Raw genomic sequence first — 18,847 nt, 5'->3', positions numbered from 1 at the left:
AATACACTGTCATTTGGACAATTCTCGTGATCTCGACCGACAGCCTGGCGCGCATCGCCCTCGACCTGCAACTCGGCATCTCCCATCAGGACCGCTTTCACCGCCTGATCCAGAGCGTGCGCAGCCTGCTGCACTCGGACGCCTCGGCCCTGCTGCGCTACGAGGGGGGCCAGTTCATCCCGCTGGCCATCGACGGCCTGATGCAGGACGTGCTGGGCCGCCGCTTCGCACTGGCGGATCACCCGCGCATGGAGGCCATTGCCCGGGCCGGCGACGTGGTGCGCTTCCCCGCCGACAGCAACCTGCCCGACCCCTATGACGGCCTGATCCCGGATCACGACGACTTCAGGGTGCACGCCTGCGTCGGCCTGCCACTGTTTTCGGATCAGACGCTGATCGGCGCCCTGACCATAGACGGCATGAACCCGACCCAGTTCGACGGCATCAGCGACGAGGAGCTGCGGCTGGTGGGCGCCCTGGCCGCCGCTGCCCTCAGCAACGCCCTGCTGCTGGAACGGCTCGCCCGCCAGAGCAGCGAACCCCTAGCTCCCTCCAGCCAGAATGGGCCGGGCCAGCCCGAGATGATAGGCCGCTCCCCCGCCATGGACCGGCTGCGCCACGAGATAGCCGTGGTGGCGAGCTCCGAGCTGAACGTGTTGATCCTGGGGGAGACGGGGGTTGGCAAGGAGCTGATCGCCAAGGCGGTGCATCAGGGTTCACCCCGCGCCAGCGCCCCCCTGGTCTATCTCAACTGCGCCGCCCTGCCGGAGTCGGTGGCGGAGAGCGAGCTGTTCGGCCACGTGAAGGGGGCCTTCACCGGCGCCATTCACAACCGGGCGGGCAAGTTCGAGCTGGCCGACAAGGGCACCCTGTTCCTGGACGAGATCGGCGAGCTCTCCCTGCCGCTGCAGGCCAAGCTGCTGCGGGTGCTGCAATACGGCGATCTGCAGCGCATCGGTGACGACACCCCGCTCAAGGTGAATGTGCGCATCCTGGCCGCCACCAACCGGGATCTGAAGCAGGCGGTAGTCGAGGGGCAATTTCGAAGCGATCTCTACCACCGCCTGAGCGTCTTCCCGATCCACGCCCCCGCCCTGCGGGAGCGACCGGACGACATACCCCTGCTTGCCGGTTATTTTTGCGAACGCTGCCGGGTCAGCCTGGGGCTGGAGCGGCTGCGCATCCAGCCCAGGGCGCTGCAACTGCTCGCCAGCTACGACTGGCCGGGCAACGTGCGGGAGCTGGAGCACGCCATCCACAGGGCGGCCGTGCTGGCGCGGGCCGAGCAGGGCAGTCAGGCCCCCGCGCTGGATTGCCACCACTTCAACCTGGCAGCCACCGGCGCCCCCTCATCCAGCCGCATCCCTGTGGAACAGGCGGTGCAGCCAATGGCAGGCATGGGGCTGCGCACAGCCACAGATGCCTTCCAGCTCCAGCTGATCGAGCAAACCCTGGCGGCACAGCAGGGCAACTGGGCCGCCACCGCCCGCGCCCTGGAGCTCGACAGCGGCAACCTGCACCGCCTAGCCAGACGGCTCGGTCTCAAGGCCTGATGCAAAGACTTGACCCCCACAAACAAAAACCCCCTCGTGACGAGGGGGTTTTTCGTGGTGCCTGTACGATGACCGGGGCCGCGGCATGATCCATCGGCGGCGGATTCAGTCGCGGGCACGGCGCAGGTGGTAGTCGACGTGATAATCGTTGGCGTTGCGGAACATGATGGAGTAGTTGAGAAACTCCCCGTTCTCGCCATAAGAGAGGGAGGTCAGCCGCAGGATGGGCGCCCCCTGCTCGATATGCAGCAGCTCGGCCATCTGCCGGTCGGCCAGCACGGCACTGAAGCTCTCGTAGTTGCCGGCGATGGGGAGCTGGCACTCGTTCTCGATGTAGGCAAACTTGGAGCCCTCCAGATGGGCCACCGACAGGGTGCGAAACAGCCGCACCGGCATGTAGCTCTCCTCCAGCAGCAGGGCCCGGCCATCCACAGAACGCACCCGGCTGGAGTAGTAGACGGGTTCGTTCACCTTGACCCTGAGCTGGCTGGCAATCGCCGGTGGGGCCGGCATGGTACGAAACTCCAGCACCTGGCTGGTGAGCTCCCGGCCCTGATCGCGCATCAGCTCGGTAAAGCCGCTCAGCCCCTTGGTCTCATGCTGGACATCCTTCTTGGTCACATAGGTGCCGCTGCCGTGGCGCCGCGCCACCAACCCCCACTCGATCAGCATGTCCACTGCCTTGCGCACCGTCATGCGCGACACGCCGAACTGGCTCGCCAGCATCTTCTCGCTCGGCAATACGTCCCCCACCCGGCAATCCGCGCCATTGACCCGGATACGCAACCGATCCGCCACCGATTTATAGATCACTGCTAGACCTCTCCCAGCCTGTACCCGCGGCCGCCTCATTCAGGGGCTTCAGGCTCAACCAATTGAAAACAAACAACTTTAAATTCAAATAAACCGACAAGAACGTCACAAAAACAAGATGTACAACAATATCTCAAAATTTAGATCTCTTTGTCTAAATAAGAGCATGCGCCGGATCACATAACCACCACATATTTCATGAGGGCTTGACCCATTGTTGTTAGGTTCAATTCAGCAACACAAACAACACCCTATCAAAAACTCTTTTAATAAAGGGACAATATATGCTCAGTCAAATTCAACGCTTTGGCGGAGCAATGTTTACTCCTGTACTACTGTTTCCATTTGCAGGTATGGTAGTGGGCATTGCAATCATGCTGAAAAATCCCATGTTCGTGGGAGAGGCGCTGGCAAACCCGCAAGGTTTGTTTTTTCAAATAGTACATATTATTGAAGAAGGTGGCTGGACCGTATTCAGAAACATGCCGCTTATATTTGCCATCGGCTTGCCGATTGGGCTGGCAAATAAGGCGCAGGCACGAGCCTGTCTCTCCGTATTGGTCAGCTTCATGACCTGGAATTATTTCATCAATGCCATGGGGATGACCTGGGGCGACTATTTCGGGGTCGATTTCAATCAGGCGGTCGGCGGCGAAAGCGGCCTGGCCATGGTCGCCGGGATCAAGACGCTGGACACCAGCATCATAGGGGCCATCGCCACCTCGGGTATAGTCACCGCCCTGCACAACCGGCTGTTTGATCGACAGTTGCCCGTCTTTCTCGGCATCTTTCAGGGCAGCTCCTTTGTCACCATCATCGCCTTCTTCGTCATGATCCCCTGTGCCTGGCTGACCCTGCTGGGGTGGCCCAAGGTACAGATGGGCATCGCCTCCCTGCAGGAGTTTATGCTGATCTCGGGCCCGCTCGGTGTCTGGGTCTACACCTTCCTCGAGCGCATCCTGATCCCGACCGGCCTGCATCACTTCATCTATGGCCCCTTCATCTTCGGCCCGGCCGCGGTGGAAGGCGGCATCCAGCTCTACTGGGCCCAGCATCTGCAGGAGTTCAGCCAGAGCACGCGTCCGCTCATCGAACTGTTCCCCCAGGGTGGCTTCGCACTGCACGGCAACTCCAAGATCTTCGGTGCCATGGGGATTGCCCTGGCCATCTACGCCACTGCAGCCCGTGAAAACAAGGCCAAGGTGGCCGGTCTGCTGATCCCGGCGACCCTGACCGCCATGCTGGTGGGCATCACAGAGCCGCTTGAATTCACCTTCCTCTTCATCTCGCCACTGCTGTTTGCCATCCATGCCCTGCTGGCCGCCACCATGGCCACAGTCATGTACCTGTTCGGTGTCGTCGGCAACATGGGCGGCGGCCTGCTCGACCAGTTCCTGCCGCAGAACTGGATCCCCATGTTCCACAACCATGCCGGCATGATGTTTACCCAGATAGCCATAGGCCTGGTGTTTACCGGACTCTGGTTCCTGATATTCAGGAGTCTCATTCTGAGATTAAATTTGAAAACCCCGGGGCGGGAAGACAGCGAAATAAAGCTGTATTCCAAAGCCGATTATCAGGCAGCCAAACAACAACGAGGCAGTGATATTGCGGAGCAAATTATCGAGGCACTCGGCGGCAGCAAAAACATAAGAAGCCTGAATAATTGCGCCACCCGCTTAAGAATATCGCTGATAAATTCCAGCCAGGTTGCGGCAGATGACATATTCAAACAACTGGGTGCCCATGGGGTGGTTCGTCATGGCGACAGCATTCAAATAATCATAGGTCTGCATGTGCCTCAGGTACGTGAAAATATGGAATCGATAATGAACAACCCCACTCAATCCTCTTCTTTCGTAACGGAGTCATGATCATGAAAAAATTCTCTGTAGTCATCGCCGGCGGCGGCAGCACTTTCACACCGGGTATCGTCCTCATGCTGCTGGAGAACCAGCATCGTTTCCCGCTCAAGGAGATCAAGTTCTATGACAACGATGGTGCCCGCCAGGAAGTCATCGCCGAGGCATGCAGGATACTGCTGAAAGAGAAGGCACCCGAGATTGCCTTCAGCTACGGTACCGATCCCAAGGCGGCCTTCAGCGAGGTGGATTTTGTCATGGCCCACATCCGGGTCGGCAAATACCCCATGCGCGAGCAGGACGAGAAGATCCCCCTGCGTCACGGCGTGGTCGGTCAGGAGACCTGTGGTCCAGGCGGCATCGCCTACGGAATGCGCTCCATCGGCGGCGTACTGGAGCTGGTCGACTACATGGAGCAGTACTCCCCCAACGCCTGGATGCTGAACTACTCCAACCCGGCCGCCATAGTGGCGGAGGCAACCCGTCGCCTGCGTCCCAACGCCAAAATCCTCAACATCTGCGACATGCCGATCGGGATCGAGGGGCGCATGGCCCAGATCGCCGGCCTCAAGTCACGCAAAGAGATGCGGGTACGCTACTACGGTCTCAACCACTTCGGCTGGTGGACCCGCATCGAGGATCTGGCAGGCAACGACCTGATGCCGAAGATCAAGGAACACGTCGCCCGCCACGGCTATGTGCCCAACAGCGCCAGCCATGCCGAAGCAAGCTGGAACGATACCTTCGCCAAGGCCAGGGATGTGTGGGCGCTCGATCCGGATACCCTGCCCAACACCTATCTCAAGTACTACCTCTACCCTGACTATGTGGTGGCCCATGCCAACCCTGAGCATACCCGCGCCAACGAGGTGATGGAGCACCGCGAGAAGCAGGTATTCAGCGCCTGCCGCGCCATCGTCAAGGCGGGTAATTCGGAGGCAGGCGAGCTGGAGATCGACGAGCACGCCTCCTATATAGTGGACCTGGCCACCGCCATCGCCTTCAACACCCAGGAGCGGATGCTGTTGATAGTCCCGAACCGGGGCGCCATCAACAACTTCGACCCCGAGGCCATGGTCGAGATCCCCTGTCTGGTGGGCAGCAGCGGGCCAGAGCCCTTGCAGGTCGGCAATATCCCCCTGTTCCAGCAGGGCCTGATGGGCCAGCAGGTGGCGGTCGAGAAGCTGGTGGTGGAGGCCTGGGTCGAACGCTCCTACCAGAAGCTGTGGCAGGCGATCACCCTGTCCAAGACGGTGCCGAGCGCCTCGGTGGCGAAGGCCATCCTGGATGACCTGGTGGCCGCCAACAAGGATTACTGGCCGCCGCTGCAATAAATCGCCCACAAACAAAAACCCCCTCGTGACGAGGGGGCTTTTCGTGGTGCCGACTATCGCCGTGCAATACCGCGAGGCGGTCAGCGCAGGGATTTGACCGAGCGGCGGACGATAAGCTCGGGCTCTACCGTCATGGACTCGACTTCCAGCGCCTTGTTGCGGATCCGGCTCACCAGATGCTTCACCGCCAGCAGGCCGAGCTCGGCCTTGGGGTGGCGAATGGTGGTAAGCGGCGGGCTGGAGAAGCGCGCCATTTCCACGTCGTCATAGCCGATCATGGAGATGTCGTCCGGTACCTTGACCCCGGCTTCCCAGGCGGCGCAGATGGCGCCGATGGCCATGGGATCATCGAAGGCGAACACAGCCGTCGGGCGAGGCGTGAGGGCCAGGATGCGCTGCATGGCATCGAAACCGCTCTGGCTCTCGTAATCCCCTTCGAAGATCTGCTCGTCCTTCAGGGTCAGGCCATGCTCGCCCAGGGCGTCGCGTACCCCGTCCAGCCGCTGCTGGGTGGTCGGCTTGGAGAGCTGTCCCGTGATGCAGACGATCTCTTTATGGCCCTGCTCCAGCAGATGACGTACCGCCAGCCGCGCGCCTATGCGGGCGTTGTCGTTGATCACGTTGGCGAAATCGCACTCTGTGCCCCAATCCAGCACCACCTGCGGCACGTTCTTGTGAATGCGCAGCATGTCGCGCAGCGGGGTGTCGATATCGGTTCCCAGCACCAGCAGGCCGTCGACCCGCTTCTCCATCAGCATGCGCAGGTAGTGCTGCTGACGGGGCGGCTGGTTTTCGGTGTTGCACAGGATCAGGCTGTAACCCTGTTCGAAACAGTACGCCTCTACCCCCTGCACCACTTCCGCGAAGAAGGGGTTGGCACTGGTGGTGACCAGCATGCCTATGGTTTTGGTTGAGTTTATCTTGAGGCTGCGCGCTACCGAGTTGGGCGCGTAGTTGAGTTCTGCCACCGCCTCAAGCACTTTTTGGGTTGCATCTTCGCTGACCCGACGGGTGTGATTGAGTACATGTGAGACGGTGGAGATGGATACGCCTGCACGGGAAGCGACATCCTTGATAGTGGCCATCTCTGTCTCCTGAAGATCAAAAGCGGAACATTAGCAGATTTCCCGAATAAAGGCTTGGTTTTAACAGGCACTGCCAATGAATTGTCAATGCTGGCTAATCTAGGCGCTCATTTCTATTTGCGCAAACGAATTTTGGTCAAAATGGGAGCAGTGTCAGGGTAAAATATCGTCAGTTTTTTCATCTGCCATTTGTCACCAGCACACCTTGTTGTGAAGATGTTAACTGAGTAAAACAGTATTAACGTCTATAGTATTATCTGAAATTAGCTGTTTATTTCAAAAAAGCACTATCCCACCCACTCTGGTTAGTATCTTTAACAGCTTGTTATTGCCCAGCGAGGAATGATAGAACCATACCTATTACCGGACTGGCGGGATCCCGGCCCGGAATGGCACACGGAAAATGAAACAATCCACTGATTAAGGGACGAATCAATGCATAAGTTGAGCAAAATCACAGTAAGCGCAGCGGTTTCTTTGGCTCTGTTTGGATCGATATCCATCGCCAACGCGGCTGACACCATCAAGATCGGCATCGCCGGTCCGGTCACAGGCCCGGTCGCCCAGTACGGTGACATGCAGTTCACCGGCGGCAAGATGGCGGTCGAGCAGATCAACAAGGCTGGCGGTATCGCAGGCAAGCAGATCGAAGCCGTCATCTATGACGATGCCTGCGATCCCAAGCAGGCCGTGGCGGTCGCCAACAAGGTGATCAACGACGGCGTCAAGTTCGTGGTCGGCCACCTCTGCTCCGACAACACCCTGCCCGCCTCCGACATCTATGAAGATGAAGGCGTGCTGATGATCACCCCTGCCTCCACCAACCCCAAGATCACCGAGCGCGGCTATCAGCTGGTGCTGCGTACCATAGGCCTGGACAGCGACCAGGGTCCGACCGCCGCCAAGTACATCATCGAGCAGGTCAAACCCAAGCGCGTGGCCGTCATCCACGACAAGAAGCAGTACGGTGAAGGCATCGCCACCAGCGTGAAGGCATCCCTGGACAAGGCCGGCGTGAAAGTGGTGGCGTTCGAAGGCATCACAGCCGGTGACAAGGACTTCTCCGCCCTGATCGCCAAGCTGCAGAAAGAGAACGTCGATTTCGTCTACTACGGCGGCTACCACCCCGAGCTGGGTCTGATCCTGCGTCAGGCTGGCGAGAAGGGTCTGAAGGCCAAGTTCATGGGTCCGGAAGGGGTAGGCAACAAGGACATCTCCGCCATCGGTGGCCCGGCTTCCGAAGGTCTGCTGGTGACCCTGCCGAACAAGTACGATCTGGTGCCGACCAACGCCCCGCTGGTGGCGGCGTTCAAGGCCAAGGGTCAGGACTCCTCAGGCCCCTTCGTCTGGACCACCTATGCGGCGGTACAGACCCTGGCTGCCGGTATCGCCAAGGCGGGTGAGGATGACCCGGCTGCGGTCGCCGCCGCCATCAAGGCCACGCCGATCGATACCGTCATGGGCACCCTGAGCTGGGCGCCGAGTGGTGACCTGAAAGGCTTTGAATTCGGTGTGTTCCAGTGGCACGCCGACGGTACCTCCACTCAAGTCAAATAATCTGCCGGTCGGGGTGACATGAGTCACCCCTCCTTTCTTTGCGGGCAAGTACAGGGATCGCAGTATGTCCGAACACCTCCTTTACCTGGTTCAGCAGCTGCTGAACGGGTTAACCATAGGCAGCACCTATGCGTTGATCGCCATCGGCTACACCATGGTCTATGGCATCATCGGCATGATCAACTTCGCCCACGGCGAGGTTTACATGATCGGCTCCTATGTCGCCTTTATGGTGATGGCCGGGCTCGCCATGATGGGCATCGACAGCACCTTCCTGCTGCTGGGAGGCGCCTTCCTGGTCAGCATCATCATCACGGGAACCTATGGCTGGACCATAGAGCGGGTCGCCTATCGCCCGCTGCGGGGCGGCAACCGCCTCATCCCCCTCATCTCCGCCATCGGCATGTCGATCTTCCTGCAGAACATGATGCGAATGGCACAGGGCTCGCGCGATATCGCCATGCCCACCCTGATCTCCGGGGGCTGGACCCTGGGCGCCGAAGACGGCTTCCAGGCCAGCCTCTCCTACATGCAGCTCATCATCTTCGTGGTGACCTTCATCACCATGCTGGCGCTGACCCAGTTCATCGGCCGCTCCCGCATGGGCCGTGCCTGCCGCGCCTGTTCGGAAGACATCAAGATGGCCAACCTGCTGGGGATAGACACCCACGTGGTCATCTCCATCACCTTCGTGCTGGGGGCCACCCTGGCCGCCGTCGCGGGCGTGCTGCTCGGCATGTATTACGGTGTCATCAACCCCTATCTCGGCTTCATGGCCGGGCTGAAAGCCTTTACCGCTGCGGTATTGGGCGGCATCGGCAGCATTCCCGGCGCCGTGCTGGGCGGCCTGCTGCTGGGGGTGGTGGAAGCACTCACCGCCGGCTATCTCAGCACCGAGTACAAGGATGTGATGGCCTTCGCCCTGCTGATCGGCGTCTTGCTGTTTATGCCCACCGGCATTCTGGGCCGACCGGAAGTGGAGAAAGTCTGATGAAACGCCAATTCATTCACGCCTGTATCGCCAGCCTGGTATTGCTGGTGCTCTCCTTCTGGCTGCTCGGCTTCAAACTCGAGACCGACGGCACCCGCTTGCTGGTAGTCAGCCGCCTCGACGTGTCGCTGGCCTGGCTGGTGGGCGGTGCCGCCCTGGTGTTCTGGTTCCAGATGTTGCGCGGCCAGATCAGCCGGCTGTTCAAAGGCTCCATCAGCGGCTTCTCCATCGGCTTCACCAAGCTGGTACTGCCCAGCCCGGAAGAGGCACCCAAGCTCTATAACCTCACCGCCGTGCTGGTGCTGCTGTTTGCGGTGAGCTGGCCCTTCATGGCCTCGCGAGGCGCCATCGATCTCGCCACCCTCACCCTGATCTACATCATGCTGGGGCTGGGGCTGAACGTGGTGGTGGGTCTGGCCGGTCTGCTGGATCTGGGCTACGTCGGCTTCTACGCGGTCGGTGCCTACAGCTACGCCCTGCTCAACACCTATTTCGGCCTGAGCTTCTGGGAGTGTCTGCCCATCGCCGGCCTGACGGCGGCCACCTTCGGCTTCCTGCTCGGCTTCCCTGTGCTGCGGCTGCGGGGGGACTACCTGGCCATAGTCACCCTGGGCTTTGGCGAGATCATCCGCATCCTGCTCAACAACATGACCAGCCTCACCGGCGGCCCGAACGGCATCTCCGGCATTCCCAAGCCGACGCTGGGCGGACTCGAGTTCAACCGCACCGTCAAGGACGGGGGTTTTGGCACCTTCCACGACTTCTTCGGCATCGCCTACAACGCCAACCACAAGGTGATCTTCCTCTACCTGATGGCGCTGGTGCTGGTGGTGGCCACCCTGTTCGTCATCAACCGCCTGCTGCGCATGCCGCTGGGCCGCGCCTGGGAAGCGCTGCGGGAAGACGAGATCGCCTGCAAGTCGCTGGGGCTCAACCCCACCATCATCAAGCTGACCGCCTTCACCATAGGCGCCTGCTTCGCTGGCTTCGCCGGCAGCTTCTTCGCCTCGCGCCAGGGCTTCATCAGCCCGGAGTCCTTCGTCTTCATCGAGTCGGCCATCGTCCTTGCGATCGTGGTGCTGGGGGGCATGGGCTCCCAGATCGGGGTGGTGCTGGCCGCCATAGTGATGACGGTACTGCCGGAGCTGGCCCGTGAATTCAACGAGTACCGCATGCTGATGTTCGGTCTGCTGATGGTGTTCATGATGATCTGGCGGCCACAGGGACTGCTGCCGATGACCAGACCTCACCTGGAGCTACAAAAATGAGCAATCAGACGTTGTTAGAAGTCTCTGATTTATCGATGCGCTATTTGGCCGGATTGCTGGCGGTGACTTGCTCCACCTTGAATCGGGGGCTGAAAAAATGAGTGCCAACCAGAAGTTAATGGAAGTCTCTGATCTGTCGATGCGCTTCGGCGGTTTGTTGGCGGTCAACGGCGTCAAACTGGACGTGGACAAGGGGGAGGTGATCTCCATCATAGGCCCCAACGGTGCGGGCAAGACGACCGTCTTCAACTGCCTGACCGGCTTCTATCGCCCGAGTGGCGGCATCATTCGCTACAAGGGTGAAGAGATCCAGGGGCTGCCCGGTCATCTCATCGCCCGCAAGGGAATAGTGCGCACCTTCCAGCACGTACGGCTGTTCAAGGACATGACGGCGGTGGAGAACCTGCTGGTGGCCCAGCATCGCCACCTCAACACCAGTTTCATCGCCGGCCTGTTCAAGACCCCGGCCTTTCGCCGCGCCGAGCAGGAGGGGCTGGAACACGCCGCCTTCTGGTTGGAGAAGGTGGGCCTCAAGGATCTCTCCAATCGCGCCGCCGGCAACCTGGCCTATGGCCAGCAACGCCGGCTCGAGATCGCCCGCTGCATGGCGACCCAGCCCGATCTGCTGATGCTGGACGAGCCGGCCGCCGGCCTCAACCCGCACGAGACAGATGAGCTGAACGAACTGATCATCAGCCTGCGGGACGAGTTTGGTGTCTCCGTCCTGCTTATCGAACACGACATGAAGCTGGTGATGGGGATCTCCAACCGCATCTTCGTGGTCAATCAGGGCACCCCGCTGGCCCACGGCAAGCCGGATGAGATCCGCAACAATCCGGCCGTGATCAAGGCCTATCTGGGCGAGTCGTAAGGACAAAAAGATGTTAGAACTTCGCAACGTATCGACCCACTACGGCAAAATTCAGGCGCTGCACGACGTCAGCGTCGAAGTGAAAGAGGGGGAAATCGTCACCCTGATAGGTGCCAACGGCGCCGGCAAGACCACCTTGCTGATGACATTGTGCGGCGAGCCCAAGCCCAGCAGCGGCAGCATCTGGTTCGAGGGGGAGCAGATAAGCTCCCTCACCACGGCCCGCATCATGCGCAAGGACATAGCCGTGGTGCCGGAGGGGCGCCGCATCTTCGCCCGCCTGACGGTGGAGGAGAACCTGCTGATGGGCGCCTTCTTCGTCGACAAGGAGGAGCAGCACGGCCTGCTGGATCAGGTGTTCACCCTGTTCCCGCGCCTGCACGAGCGGCTGCAACAGCGCGCCGGCACCATGTCCGGCGGCGAACAGCAGATGCTGGCCATAGGCCGCGCCCTGATGAGCAAGCCGCGCCTGCTGCTGCTGGATGAACCCTCGCTGGGGCTGGCCCCCATCGTCATCCAGCAGATCTTCGACACCATAGAGCAGCTGCGCCAGAAGGGGATGACCATCTTCCTGGTGGAGCAGAACGCCAACCAGGCGCTCAAGCTGGCCGATCGGGGCTATGTGCTGGAGAACGGCCACGTGGTGCTGCAAGATACGGGGGCCGCCCTGCTGGCCAACCCCGCAGTACGGCAGGCCTACCTGGGTGGTTAACCCATGAGCAGGGCCGGTGCCGAGCGGGATCGCCACCTGTTCTGGCGCGATCCGGCCCTGCCCTTCATAGAGGCGCGGGCGGTGCAGGATGGCCGCCGCGTCTGTTACGACAAGCACAGCCACGCCCACTTCTCCATCGGCGCCATCACCGGCGGCCACAGCCACTACCTCAACCAGCGCAGCAGACAGGAGGTCGGCTCGGGCTCCCTGGTGCTGATGAACCCGGAAGAGGTGCACGCCTGCAACCCCATCGCAGACCAGCCCTGGTCCTATCTGATGTTCTACCTCGATACCGACTGGCTGCGCAGCCAGCAAGAGGAGGCCGGACTGGGGGCCCATTTTCGCCCCTTCGACATGACGGCCAGCCGGGATCCCCTGCTGTATGCCCGCTTGCAACACCTCTATCGCACCCTGCAGGATGACCGCCAGGATCGCCTCGCCAAGGAGGTGGCCTGCCATCTGTTCAGCCACCAGCTGCTGGCCAGGCTCACTCCCGCCAGATGGGACGCGCGCCCGCCCCTGCATCTGAGGCGCGCCGCCGAGCTGATGCAGGACGAGTACGCCAGCCCCCTCACCTTGCAGTACCTGAGCACAGTCGCCGGGCTGACCCAGTCTCACTTCGTGCGCGCCTTCAGCCGCCATTACGGCATGACCCCTCACGCCTACCTGCTCAACCAGCGCATTCGCCATGCCCGTGCCCTGCTCGTTCAGGGGCGTCCCCTGGTCGAGGTGGCGCTGGCGACGGGTTTCGCCGATCAGGCCCACTTCCAGCGCCAGTTCAAGCGGCTGGTCGCCGCGACCCCGGGCCAATACCAGTGCCTCCCTCAGTGCTCCAGCACAAGATAGCCAACGCTGAGCAACAGCAGCATCGCCATACCGCGGTTGAACCAGCGCAGACGGCGAGGCGCGAGCAGGGCTTCCTGCAGACAGCTGCCGACATAGGCCCAGCAGGCGATGGAAGCAAGGCAGATCACCAGATAGAGGCTGGTGAACCATATCGTCTGACCCACATTGCCCACGGCCCCATAGGCTCCCATGCCCATGCTGGCCGCCAGCCAGGCCTTGGGATTGAGCCACTGCATCAGGGCGCCGTATAAAAAGGCGGGTGGGGTGGCGCCCTCACGCTTCAGTTCTCCCTTGTCCGTCATCAGCAGCCAGGCCAGATAGCAGAGAAAGAGGATGCCGCCCCAGCGGATGCCGCTGAGCGCCATTGGCCAGTGCGACAAGGCGGCCCCCAGACCCAGCCTCATCAGCAGCAATAGCAGGATGAAGCCCAGGGTGGCCCCCACCACATGGCGCAGGCTGGCGCGAAAACCATATTGCGCCCCCGCACCGAGGGCGACCAGATTGACCGGGCCGGGAGAGATGGACATGGCCAGGGCAAACCCGGCCATGGATAACAGCAGACTCATTTCCATGGATGACACTCGTTGAAGGTGTTGAGCCCTCACCCTACCCATGAGCCTGGCGCCGATATTGAAGAAAATTGCGATCTCCTCCGGCGGGACGAGTCGACACATTGCGGGCTTAGCACGGACGCAGGCTTGCGGTAAACTGACCCACAATCACCTATTCACAGGACATGTTAATGGACCAGTTTGCCCATATCAGTGCCCATGATGCCCACCAGAAGATCGCTGCCGGTGAAGCCCGCCTCGTGGATATTCGCGATCCGCAATCCTTCGAGGCCGCCCACGCGGTCGGCGCCTTCCACCTCACCAACGGTTCTCTGGTTCGCTTCATGGACGAGGTGGATTTCGATACCCCTGTGATAGTGATCTGCTATCACGGCAACAGCAGCCAGGGCGCGGCCCAGTACCTGATGCAACAGGGCTATGACCAGGTCTACAGCCTGGATGGCGGCTTCGAGGCGTGGCGCAAAGAGTTCCCCGTCCAGGCAGGCGACGCATGACAGGGGCGGGCAAGCCCTCCTCAACCGGCATGATCCAGCTGCTGGTGCTCGACAACGCCCGCATGGCCCAGGCGCTGGTGGACTACCTCGCCACCCTCGGCATCTCGTGCGAGCTGACCCAGTCCGAGCTCGGCGTCTCGGTCTGGCTGGCGGACGAGCAGCGCCTCGCCCAAGCCCAGCTGGAGGTGAAACGCTTCCTGGCAGAGCCGGCCCACCCGCGCTACATGGAAGCCTCCTGGCAGTCCGGTCGGGCGGATGCCCGCATCGACTACAGCAAGGGGATGACGGATCCCGTCACCGACTTCCTCCATCAGGCGGGGCCGCTGACCCTGGTGGTGATCATCGCCTGCCTCGCCATCTATGCGCTCAATGCCATAGGCCTGCCGATCTTTGACGAACTGGCGTTCCATCCGACCCTGGCCCAGTTCACCGACTGGCAGGCGTGGCGTTACTTCACCCCGGCCTTTATCCACTTCTCGGTGCTGCACCTGGTGTTCAACCTGCTGTGGTGGTGGTATCTGGGAGGCCAGATAGAGCAGCGCCTCGGCGGCGGCAAGCTGCTGATCCTGCTGCTGGTGGGGGCGGCCCTGCCCAACATCGCCGAGTTCTTCGCGAGCGGCCCGCTGTTTGGCGGCCTCTCCGGCGTCGTCTATGCCCTGCTCGGCTACTGCTGGCTGCGCGGCAAGCTGCAACCGGCCTGTGGCCTCACCCTGCCACCGGCGCTGATGGGCTTCATGCTGTTCTGGCTGGTGCTCGGTTTCTTCGACCTGCTCGGCACCAGCACTGCCAACATGGCCCACCTGGTGGGTCTGCTGGTCGGTCTGCTGCAAGGCTGGCTGGACAGAAACCACCAGCCAGCTTGACGGTTGGCCCTGCCCAATCACCGAAACGAAAACGCCGCCCCAAGGGGCGGCGTTTTTATTGGCCGGTTGGCTTACTGCTTGAGCAGGCCACCATTGGTCACCTGGACCGCGGTACCGCCACTCATGAAGAAGCTGCCGAACTGGGACTGCATCTCTGTGGTGACATCGCCGCTCGGATCGAAGTTCTCGTCCGGTGCCAGCAGCGAGCTGTGACCACCGGCCACGAAGCGGGCCGCGTTGTGGCTGGCCGCGCCTGTGGCGGTCAGGGGTTGCAGCGCCAGCACCTTGAACAGCGGCTCGGTACCACCCAGCGGGGCGGACGCTATGCTGTTCGGGATCACCTGATCCGACAGGCTCAGGGCACCGTCACCCACGATCTCGGTGGCAAACAGCGGGAAGTCCGCCTTGATGCCACGGCCGAGGTTGATCGGGTCAGCCGAATCCAGCACCGACTGGGCCGCAAAGCTGTAGCTCTGCAGCGTGCTGGCTGCGGTCGCCTGAGTGGCCGCGTCCAGGCTCGGCAGGAACTCGTTGACGAAGCAGGTCGGTACCGCCGTCTGGCAGTTGGGAGCATAGGCGGTGAAGCCGGCCTTCAACTCGGCACTGCCGCTGGTCAGCACGCCCATCTTGATGGTCGGACCGAAGGTCGGCGAGTTCAGCAGCAGCGGCGCTATGCCGCCACCCGGCATGGCAAGGCCACCGGTGTCGAACTTGAACAGGGCATCCGCCTGCGCGTTGCCCAGGGTCTGGTTGGCGACCGCCAGCAGGTTGGTACCCGAAATGGCACCCAGGGAGTGACCCAGGAAGTGCACCTTGAGGTTGCCGGGCGTCCCGATGGCGCTCTTGGCGTTGGCCAGGCCAACCGCCAGACGCAGACCCAGCAGATCCGCCACGCTCTGTTTCAGGTTGTCCCGCGCCACTGTCAGGTAGCTCAGGTTCAGATACGGCGTCGGGTTGTCGGGGGTGGTCACAGTATCCATGCTGCCACTCAGGGCGAAGCCACGCTCACCGTGCAGCGGATGATCGATCACCACCAGCGCCACCTTCTTGCCCGCCTGCATGCCGGCATAGATCTGGCCCAGTGCCAGCGCGTAGGCGTTCTCTTTCACCGAGGTCACGCCGTGCTGATAGATAATGACATCCGTGATGGTGTTGAGGGCATCCTTGGCGAAGACGCGCATCGGCACGGATTGCACCTCTTCCAGCATCGGCAGCGGGTTGAAGCGGCCTATGTTCTGCTCGGCGTCCAGCGGCTTGCCGCCGGAGGTGAGGGTCACCCCGATCAGCTTGCTCGCTTCGGCCAGCAGCTCGGCCTGGCGGGTCGGATCGGCAATCAGCGTCGCCAGCAGGGCCGGATCCACACCCGCCCCCACCAGCCCAGCGATCACTTCGCTGTCAGACGCCTTCAGCGCATTGGCGATGGCGTACAGGCTGGGGATGGCACCGTGCCAGGACTGGGTCTTGGCCTTGCTCCAGGAACCGGCGGTCGCCGGCGAGGAGAGGAAGTAAGGCAGCTTGACGGTACCTGTGTAGACCTTGGTGCCATGGGCAATGGGATTGAGCGGAGTGCCAGGGCCAAAGGCGGTGGCGATCGCGTCTTTCTGCTCCTGCGGCAGGAACTGCTCGGCATCCAGCTGGGTCAGGAAGGCATTGTTGCCAGTCACGGCCAGGGTATAGGTGCCGGGCAGGCTGGTGTTGCCCAGGGCATCCTGCTTCCAAAGCTTGGCGGCATCCAGGGTAACGGGGTCGGCCTTGAGCACGGACGTCGCAGCCCCCTTCACCGCCACCAGCACATCGGCGCCGGATTGGGTGCCGAACCAGTCGGAGAAGATCACATGATCCGTCGCTATGCCGGTCGCGGCCTTGAACAGCCCTTCCTGCAGCGCGATCAGACCGTTGATGGTCTGCTCCTGGGCATTGCTGCCGACGTTGTTCTTGTAGTTGCCGTAGTCACTGCCTGCCTTGAGGGCATCGCCACGGCTGTCTTTCAGCGAGTCTGTGGCCACTATCATGTAGTAGGAGGAAGGGTTCAACGGCTTGAGCGGAACCAGGTTCAGCTTGCCGGCCGAGGCGGCGACCACGAAGTCCACGCCGTAGGTCAGCACCTTCTTCACGCCATTCGGGCGCAGGGCGGCACTGTCAAAGCTCAGCTCCAGCAGGTAGAGCGGTGCCACCGAGGCGCCAAACTCGGCAGCCGTCGGTGCCTGCACAGTGATGCCGGACGAGGTGACGGGCACGATCTGAATAGCCTGGGTCGTGGACCAGCCATCCAGGGTCGACATGGCGGAGACGGGGTTGGAGAGATCCGCGGTCTCGGTGGAGAATTTCAGGGTACCATCGCTGGCCCGGGCCGCCAGGGCGCTGGGGCGCACAGCGTTGGAACCGGTCAACAGATAGTCGAGATAGCTTGAGGTGTCGCCTTTGTTATCGTCACTGCCACCACAGCCAGCCAACAGGGCACTGACAACCGCGGCATAAATTAGCTTCTTTTTCATATCCTTATCTCTTTTTAGTTGTTATCCATGATGTGCTGACGGGGGAGGGTGAAAACCCGACCGAACCATCTTAACAGCAACGCAACAATTGTTAAGCGTCTGGTCGGTCATCTGATCTGCTTTTTTTGTGTACAACATCAAGGAATTGGAATAGAAACGGGACTCGATAGGTTAACAGCTTCATTCCGGATACCAGACCCGACCAGCGACTCCCCTGCTCCTGATGGCAAAAAGCCACCCCGATCTCGGCAAAGCGGCTGAATTGTCGGTAGAATGTCGCCATTGCTTAAGGAGAACCACATGATCGACCCGAAGAAACTGGAAGAGATCGCCAAACAGGTGCACAACTCCCTGCCGCCCGGCATTCGCAGCATGGGTGAAGAGGTGGAGAAGAAGATCCGTCAGGTGTTGCAGTCCCAGCTCAACAAGCTGGATCTGGTCAGTCGCGAGGAGTTTGACGTGCAGACCAAGGTGCTGCTGCGCACCCGCGAGAAGCTGACCGCCCTCGAGGCCAAGCTGACGCAGCTGGAACAGCAGCTCGGCGCCAAAGGCGAGTAACAAACGCTGACATCGCCGGCTCGCTCGGCGCATAAAACAAACCCCAGCCAGGCTGGGGTTTGTTGTTTCTGGCTCGCCGAAGAGACTGGTAAATCGCCCTCGGCTAGCGCTCAGATAAACTCGTAGGCGTCGCCGAAGATGCGCTCAGGCTCGGCACCGAGGATCTTGAACTCCTCCCGCGCCGCACCGGCCATCTCGAAACGGCCTGCCACATAGATGTCGTAGTCATGCAGACTGACGAAGTCATCCATGATGGCCTTGTGCACCAGCCCCGTCTTGCCGGTCCAGTCGCTTTCCGGCTCCTGCACCACGGGGATGAAGGTCAGCGGTGCATAGTCGCGCGCCCACTGCTGCATCTGCTCCTGTTCATAGAGCCAGTGCGCCTGGCGCACACCCCAGTAGAAGAACACGGGGCGCTTGCTGCCGGTATCGATCAGGAACTCCAGGATGGAGCGGGCATAGGAGAAGCCGGTTCCCCCCGCCATCAGGATCAACGGACGGGGCGACTCTTCCCGCAGGAAGGCCTTGCCTGCCGCCAGTTCGATCTCTATCTCGCCCTGCTCGCGCATGCGGGCCAGCACCTGACCTGCATAAGCGTTCTCGGGGGTGGCACCGATCTGCAGCTCCAGCACGCCGGGGCGGGTCGGTGAGTTGGCGATGGAGAAGGGGCGCTTGTCCGAATCGCTCATCACCACCAGCAGATACTGGCCCGGCTTGAAGCTGACCGCTTGCTGCGGCGTCAGGGCCACGTGCCAGATGGTGTCGACATATTCGCGCAGTTCCTCTACGCGGCACTTGATACGTTGCATTCTTATCCTTGTGACGGGCTCGCTCGGCCCGCTTTCGCTCATTGATTCACTGTGGACTGACGACCAGTGCAGCTGGTCAGGTTCCCCGAGCATACCCAATTCCGCCCGGAGATCATCAACCTTTTGCACCAGAACGGCGGTGGCACCGCGGATCCTCTGGCTGG

17 protein-coding genes are annotated in these 18,847 nt (G+C 61.3%); 12 read left to right on the top strand and 5 right to left on the bottom strand.

The genetic code is table 11. The annotated features are described in order from the left end of the window. The first annotated feature begins 26 nt into the window (after window positions 1-26). Complete coding sequence (gene norR / locus AACW87_RS04230) at window positions 27-1,553, top strand: nitric oxide reductase transcriptional regulator NorR (protein WP_241326645.1); 1,527 nt, start codon at window positions 27-29, stop codon at window positions 1,551-1,553. 105 nt (window positions 1,554-1,658) lie between these two features. Here norR and AACW87_RS04225 read toward each other — a convergent pair whose 3' ends face one another. Next, a complete protein-coding gene (locus AACW87_RS04225; protein WP_043135820.1) occupies window positions 1,659-2,366 on the bottom strand; it encodes a GntR family transcriptional regulator in 708 nt (235 codons plus the stop codon). A 284-nt stretch (window positions 2,367-2,650) separates the two neighbouring features. Here AACW87_RS04225 and AACW87_RS04220 point away from each other — a divergent pair, with 284 nt between their 5' ends. Together AACW87_RS04220 and AACW87_RS04215 are read left to right on the top strand one after the other, a co-directional pair. Beyond that, window positions 2,651-4,240 carry an alpha-glucoside-specific PTS transporter subunit IIBC gene (locus tag AACW87_RS04220; RefSeq protein ID WP_241326644.1) on the top strand — a complete coding sequence of 530 codons (1,590 nt, stop codon included), beginning with the start codon at window positions 2,651-2,653 and terminating at the stop codon, window positions 4,238-4,240. Further along, window positions 4,237-5,562, top strand: coding sequence for a 6-phospho-alpha-glucosidase (locus AACW87_RS04215; RefSeq protein WP_241326643.1), 1,326 nt, complete (start codon window positions 4,237-4,239; stop codon window positions 5,560-5,562). Before AACW87_RS04220 ends, AACW87_RS04215 begins: the two co-directional genes overlap by 4 nt. A gap of 80 nt (window positions 5,563-5,642) precedes the next feature. Here the strand turns inward: AACW87_RS04215 and AACW87_RS04210 are convergent, their stop codons facing one another. Next, the gene (locus AACW87_RS04210; protein ID WP_043135813.1) at window positions 5,643-6,647 is read right to left on the bottom strand and encodes a substrate-binding domain-containing protein; all 1,005 of its coding nucleotides are present in this window, start codon (window positions 6,645-6,647) and stop codon (window positions 5,643-5,645) included. 435 nt (window positions 6,648-7,082) lie between these two features. On the opposite strand from AACW87_RS04210, the gene AACW87_RS04205 reads away from it, so the two are divergent. The 6 genes from AACW87_RS04205 to AACW87_RS04180 all read left to right on the top strand — a co-directional run bounded on the left by AACW87_RS04205 (window position 7,083) and on the right by AACW87_RS04180 (window position 12,892). Beyond that, window positions 7,083-8,204: a branched-chain amino acid ABC transporter substrate-binding protein gene (locus AACW87_RS04205; protein ID WP_043135811.1), complete on the top strand. Its 1,122-nt coding sequence runs from the start codon at window positions 7,083-7,085 to the stop codon at window positions 8,202-8,204. 64 nt (window positions 8,205-8,268) lie between these two features. Further along, window positions 8,269-9,195, top strand: coding sequence for a high-affinity branched-chain amino acid ABC transporter permease LivH (gene livH, locus AACW87_RS04200; protein WP_042867383.1), 927 nt, complete (start codon window positions 8,269-8,271; stop codon window positions 9,193-9,195). Then, window positions 9,195-10,463 (top strand): high-affinity branched-chain amino acid ABC transporter permease LivM, encoded by a 1,269-nt coding sequence (locus tag AACW87_RS04195; protein WP_043135809.1) that lies wholly within the window; start codon window positions 9,195-9,197, stop codon window positions 10,461-10,463. Before livH ends, AACW87_RS04195 begins: the two co-directional genes overlap by 1 nt. A gap of 97 nt (window positions 10,464-10,560) precedes the next feature. Further along, a complete protein-coding gene (gene livG / locus AACW87_RS04190) occupies window positions 10,561-11,334 on the top strand; it encodes a high-affinity branched-chain amino acid ABC transporter ATP-binding protein LivG (protein WP_241326642.1) in 774 nt (257 codons plus the stop codon). A 10-nt stretch (window positions 11,335-11,344) separates the two neighbouring features. Beyond that, the gene (locus tag AACW87_RS04185) at window positions 11,345-12,046 is read left to right on the top strand and encodes an ABC transporter ATP-binding protein (RefSeq protein ID WP_098981311.1); all 702 of its coding nucleotides are present in this window, start codon (window positions 11,345-11,347) and stop codon (window positions 12,044-12,046) included. A gap of 3 nt (window positions 12,047-12,049) precedes the next feature. Then, window positions 12,050-12,892, top strand: coding sequence for an AraC family transcriptional regulator (locus tag AACW87_RS04180; RefSeq protein ID WP_241326641.1), 843 nt, complete (start codon window positions 12,050-12,052; stop codon window positions 12,890-12,892). Here the strand turns inward: AACW87_RS04180 and AACW87_RS04175 are convergent. Further along, the gene (locus tag AACW87_RS04175) at window positions 12,871-13,464 is read right to left on the bottom strand and encodes a LysE family translocator (RefSeq protein ID WP_241326640.1); all 594 of its coding nucleotides are present in this window, start codon (window positions 13,462-13,464) and stop codon (window positions 12,871-12,873) included. The genes AACW87_RS04180 and AACW87_RS04175 overlap by 22 nt on opposite strands. Window positions 13,465-13,634: 170 nt before the next feature. Between AACW87_RS04175 and glpE the strand changes: the two genes are divergently transcribed. Then, on the top strand, window positions 13,635-13,958 hold the full coding sequence (gene glpE, locus AACW87_RS04170) for a thiosulfate sulfurtransferase GlpE (RefSeq protein ID WP_241326639.1): 324 nt from the start codon (window positions 13,635-13,637) through the stop codon (window positions 13,956-13,958). Window positions 13,959-13,987: 29 nt separating this feature from the next. Next, on the top strand, window positions 13,988-14,821 hold the full coding sequence (gene glpG, locus AACW87_RS04165; RefSeq protein ID WP_103472987.1) for a rhomboid family intramembrane serine protease GlpG: 834 nt from the start codon (window positions 13,988-13,990) through the stop codon (window positions 14,819-14,821). A 71-nt stretch (window positions 14,822-14,892) separates the two neighbouring features. Here the strand turns inward: glpG and AACW87_RS04160 are convergent, their stop codons facing one another. Beyond that, window positions 14,893-17,316 (bottom strand): VolA/Pla-1 family phospholipase, encoded by a 2,424-nt coding sequence (locus AACW87_RS04160; RefSeq protein ID WP_241326638.1) that lies wholly within the window; start codon window positions 17,314-17,316, stop codon window positions 14,893-14,895. Between the two features lie 300 nt (window positions 17,317-17,616). Here AACW87_RS04160 and ubiK point away from each other — a divergent pair, with 300 nt between their 5' ends. Next, window positions 17,617-17,874, top strand: coding sequence for a ubiquinone biosynthesis accessory factor UbiK (gene ubiK, locus AACW87_RS04155; RefSeq protein WP_042867376.1), 258 nt, complete (start codon window positions 17,617-17,619; stop codon window positions 17,872-17,874). 110 nt (window positions 17,875-17,984) lie between these two features. On the opposite strand, the gene fre is transcribed toward ubiK, so the two are convergent. Beyond that, window positions 17,985-18,683 carry an NAD(P)H-flavin reductase gene (gene fre / locus AACW87_RS04150; RefSeq protein ID WP_043135798.1) on the bottom strand — a complete coding sequence of 233 codons (699 nt, stop codon included), beginning with the start codon at window positions 18,681-18,683 and terminating at the stop codon, window positions 17,985-17,987. Window positions 18,684-18,847 lie beyond the last annotated feature (164 nt).

This window comes from Aeromonas sp. MR7, assembly GCF_963899385.1.
Taxonomy (GTDB): Bacteria; Pseudomonadota; Gammaproteobacteria; order Enterobacterales; family Aeromonadaceae; genus Aeromonas; species Aeromonas bestiarum.
This window is presented reverse-complemented; position numbering and strand designations above follow the sequence as displayed.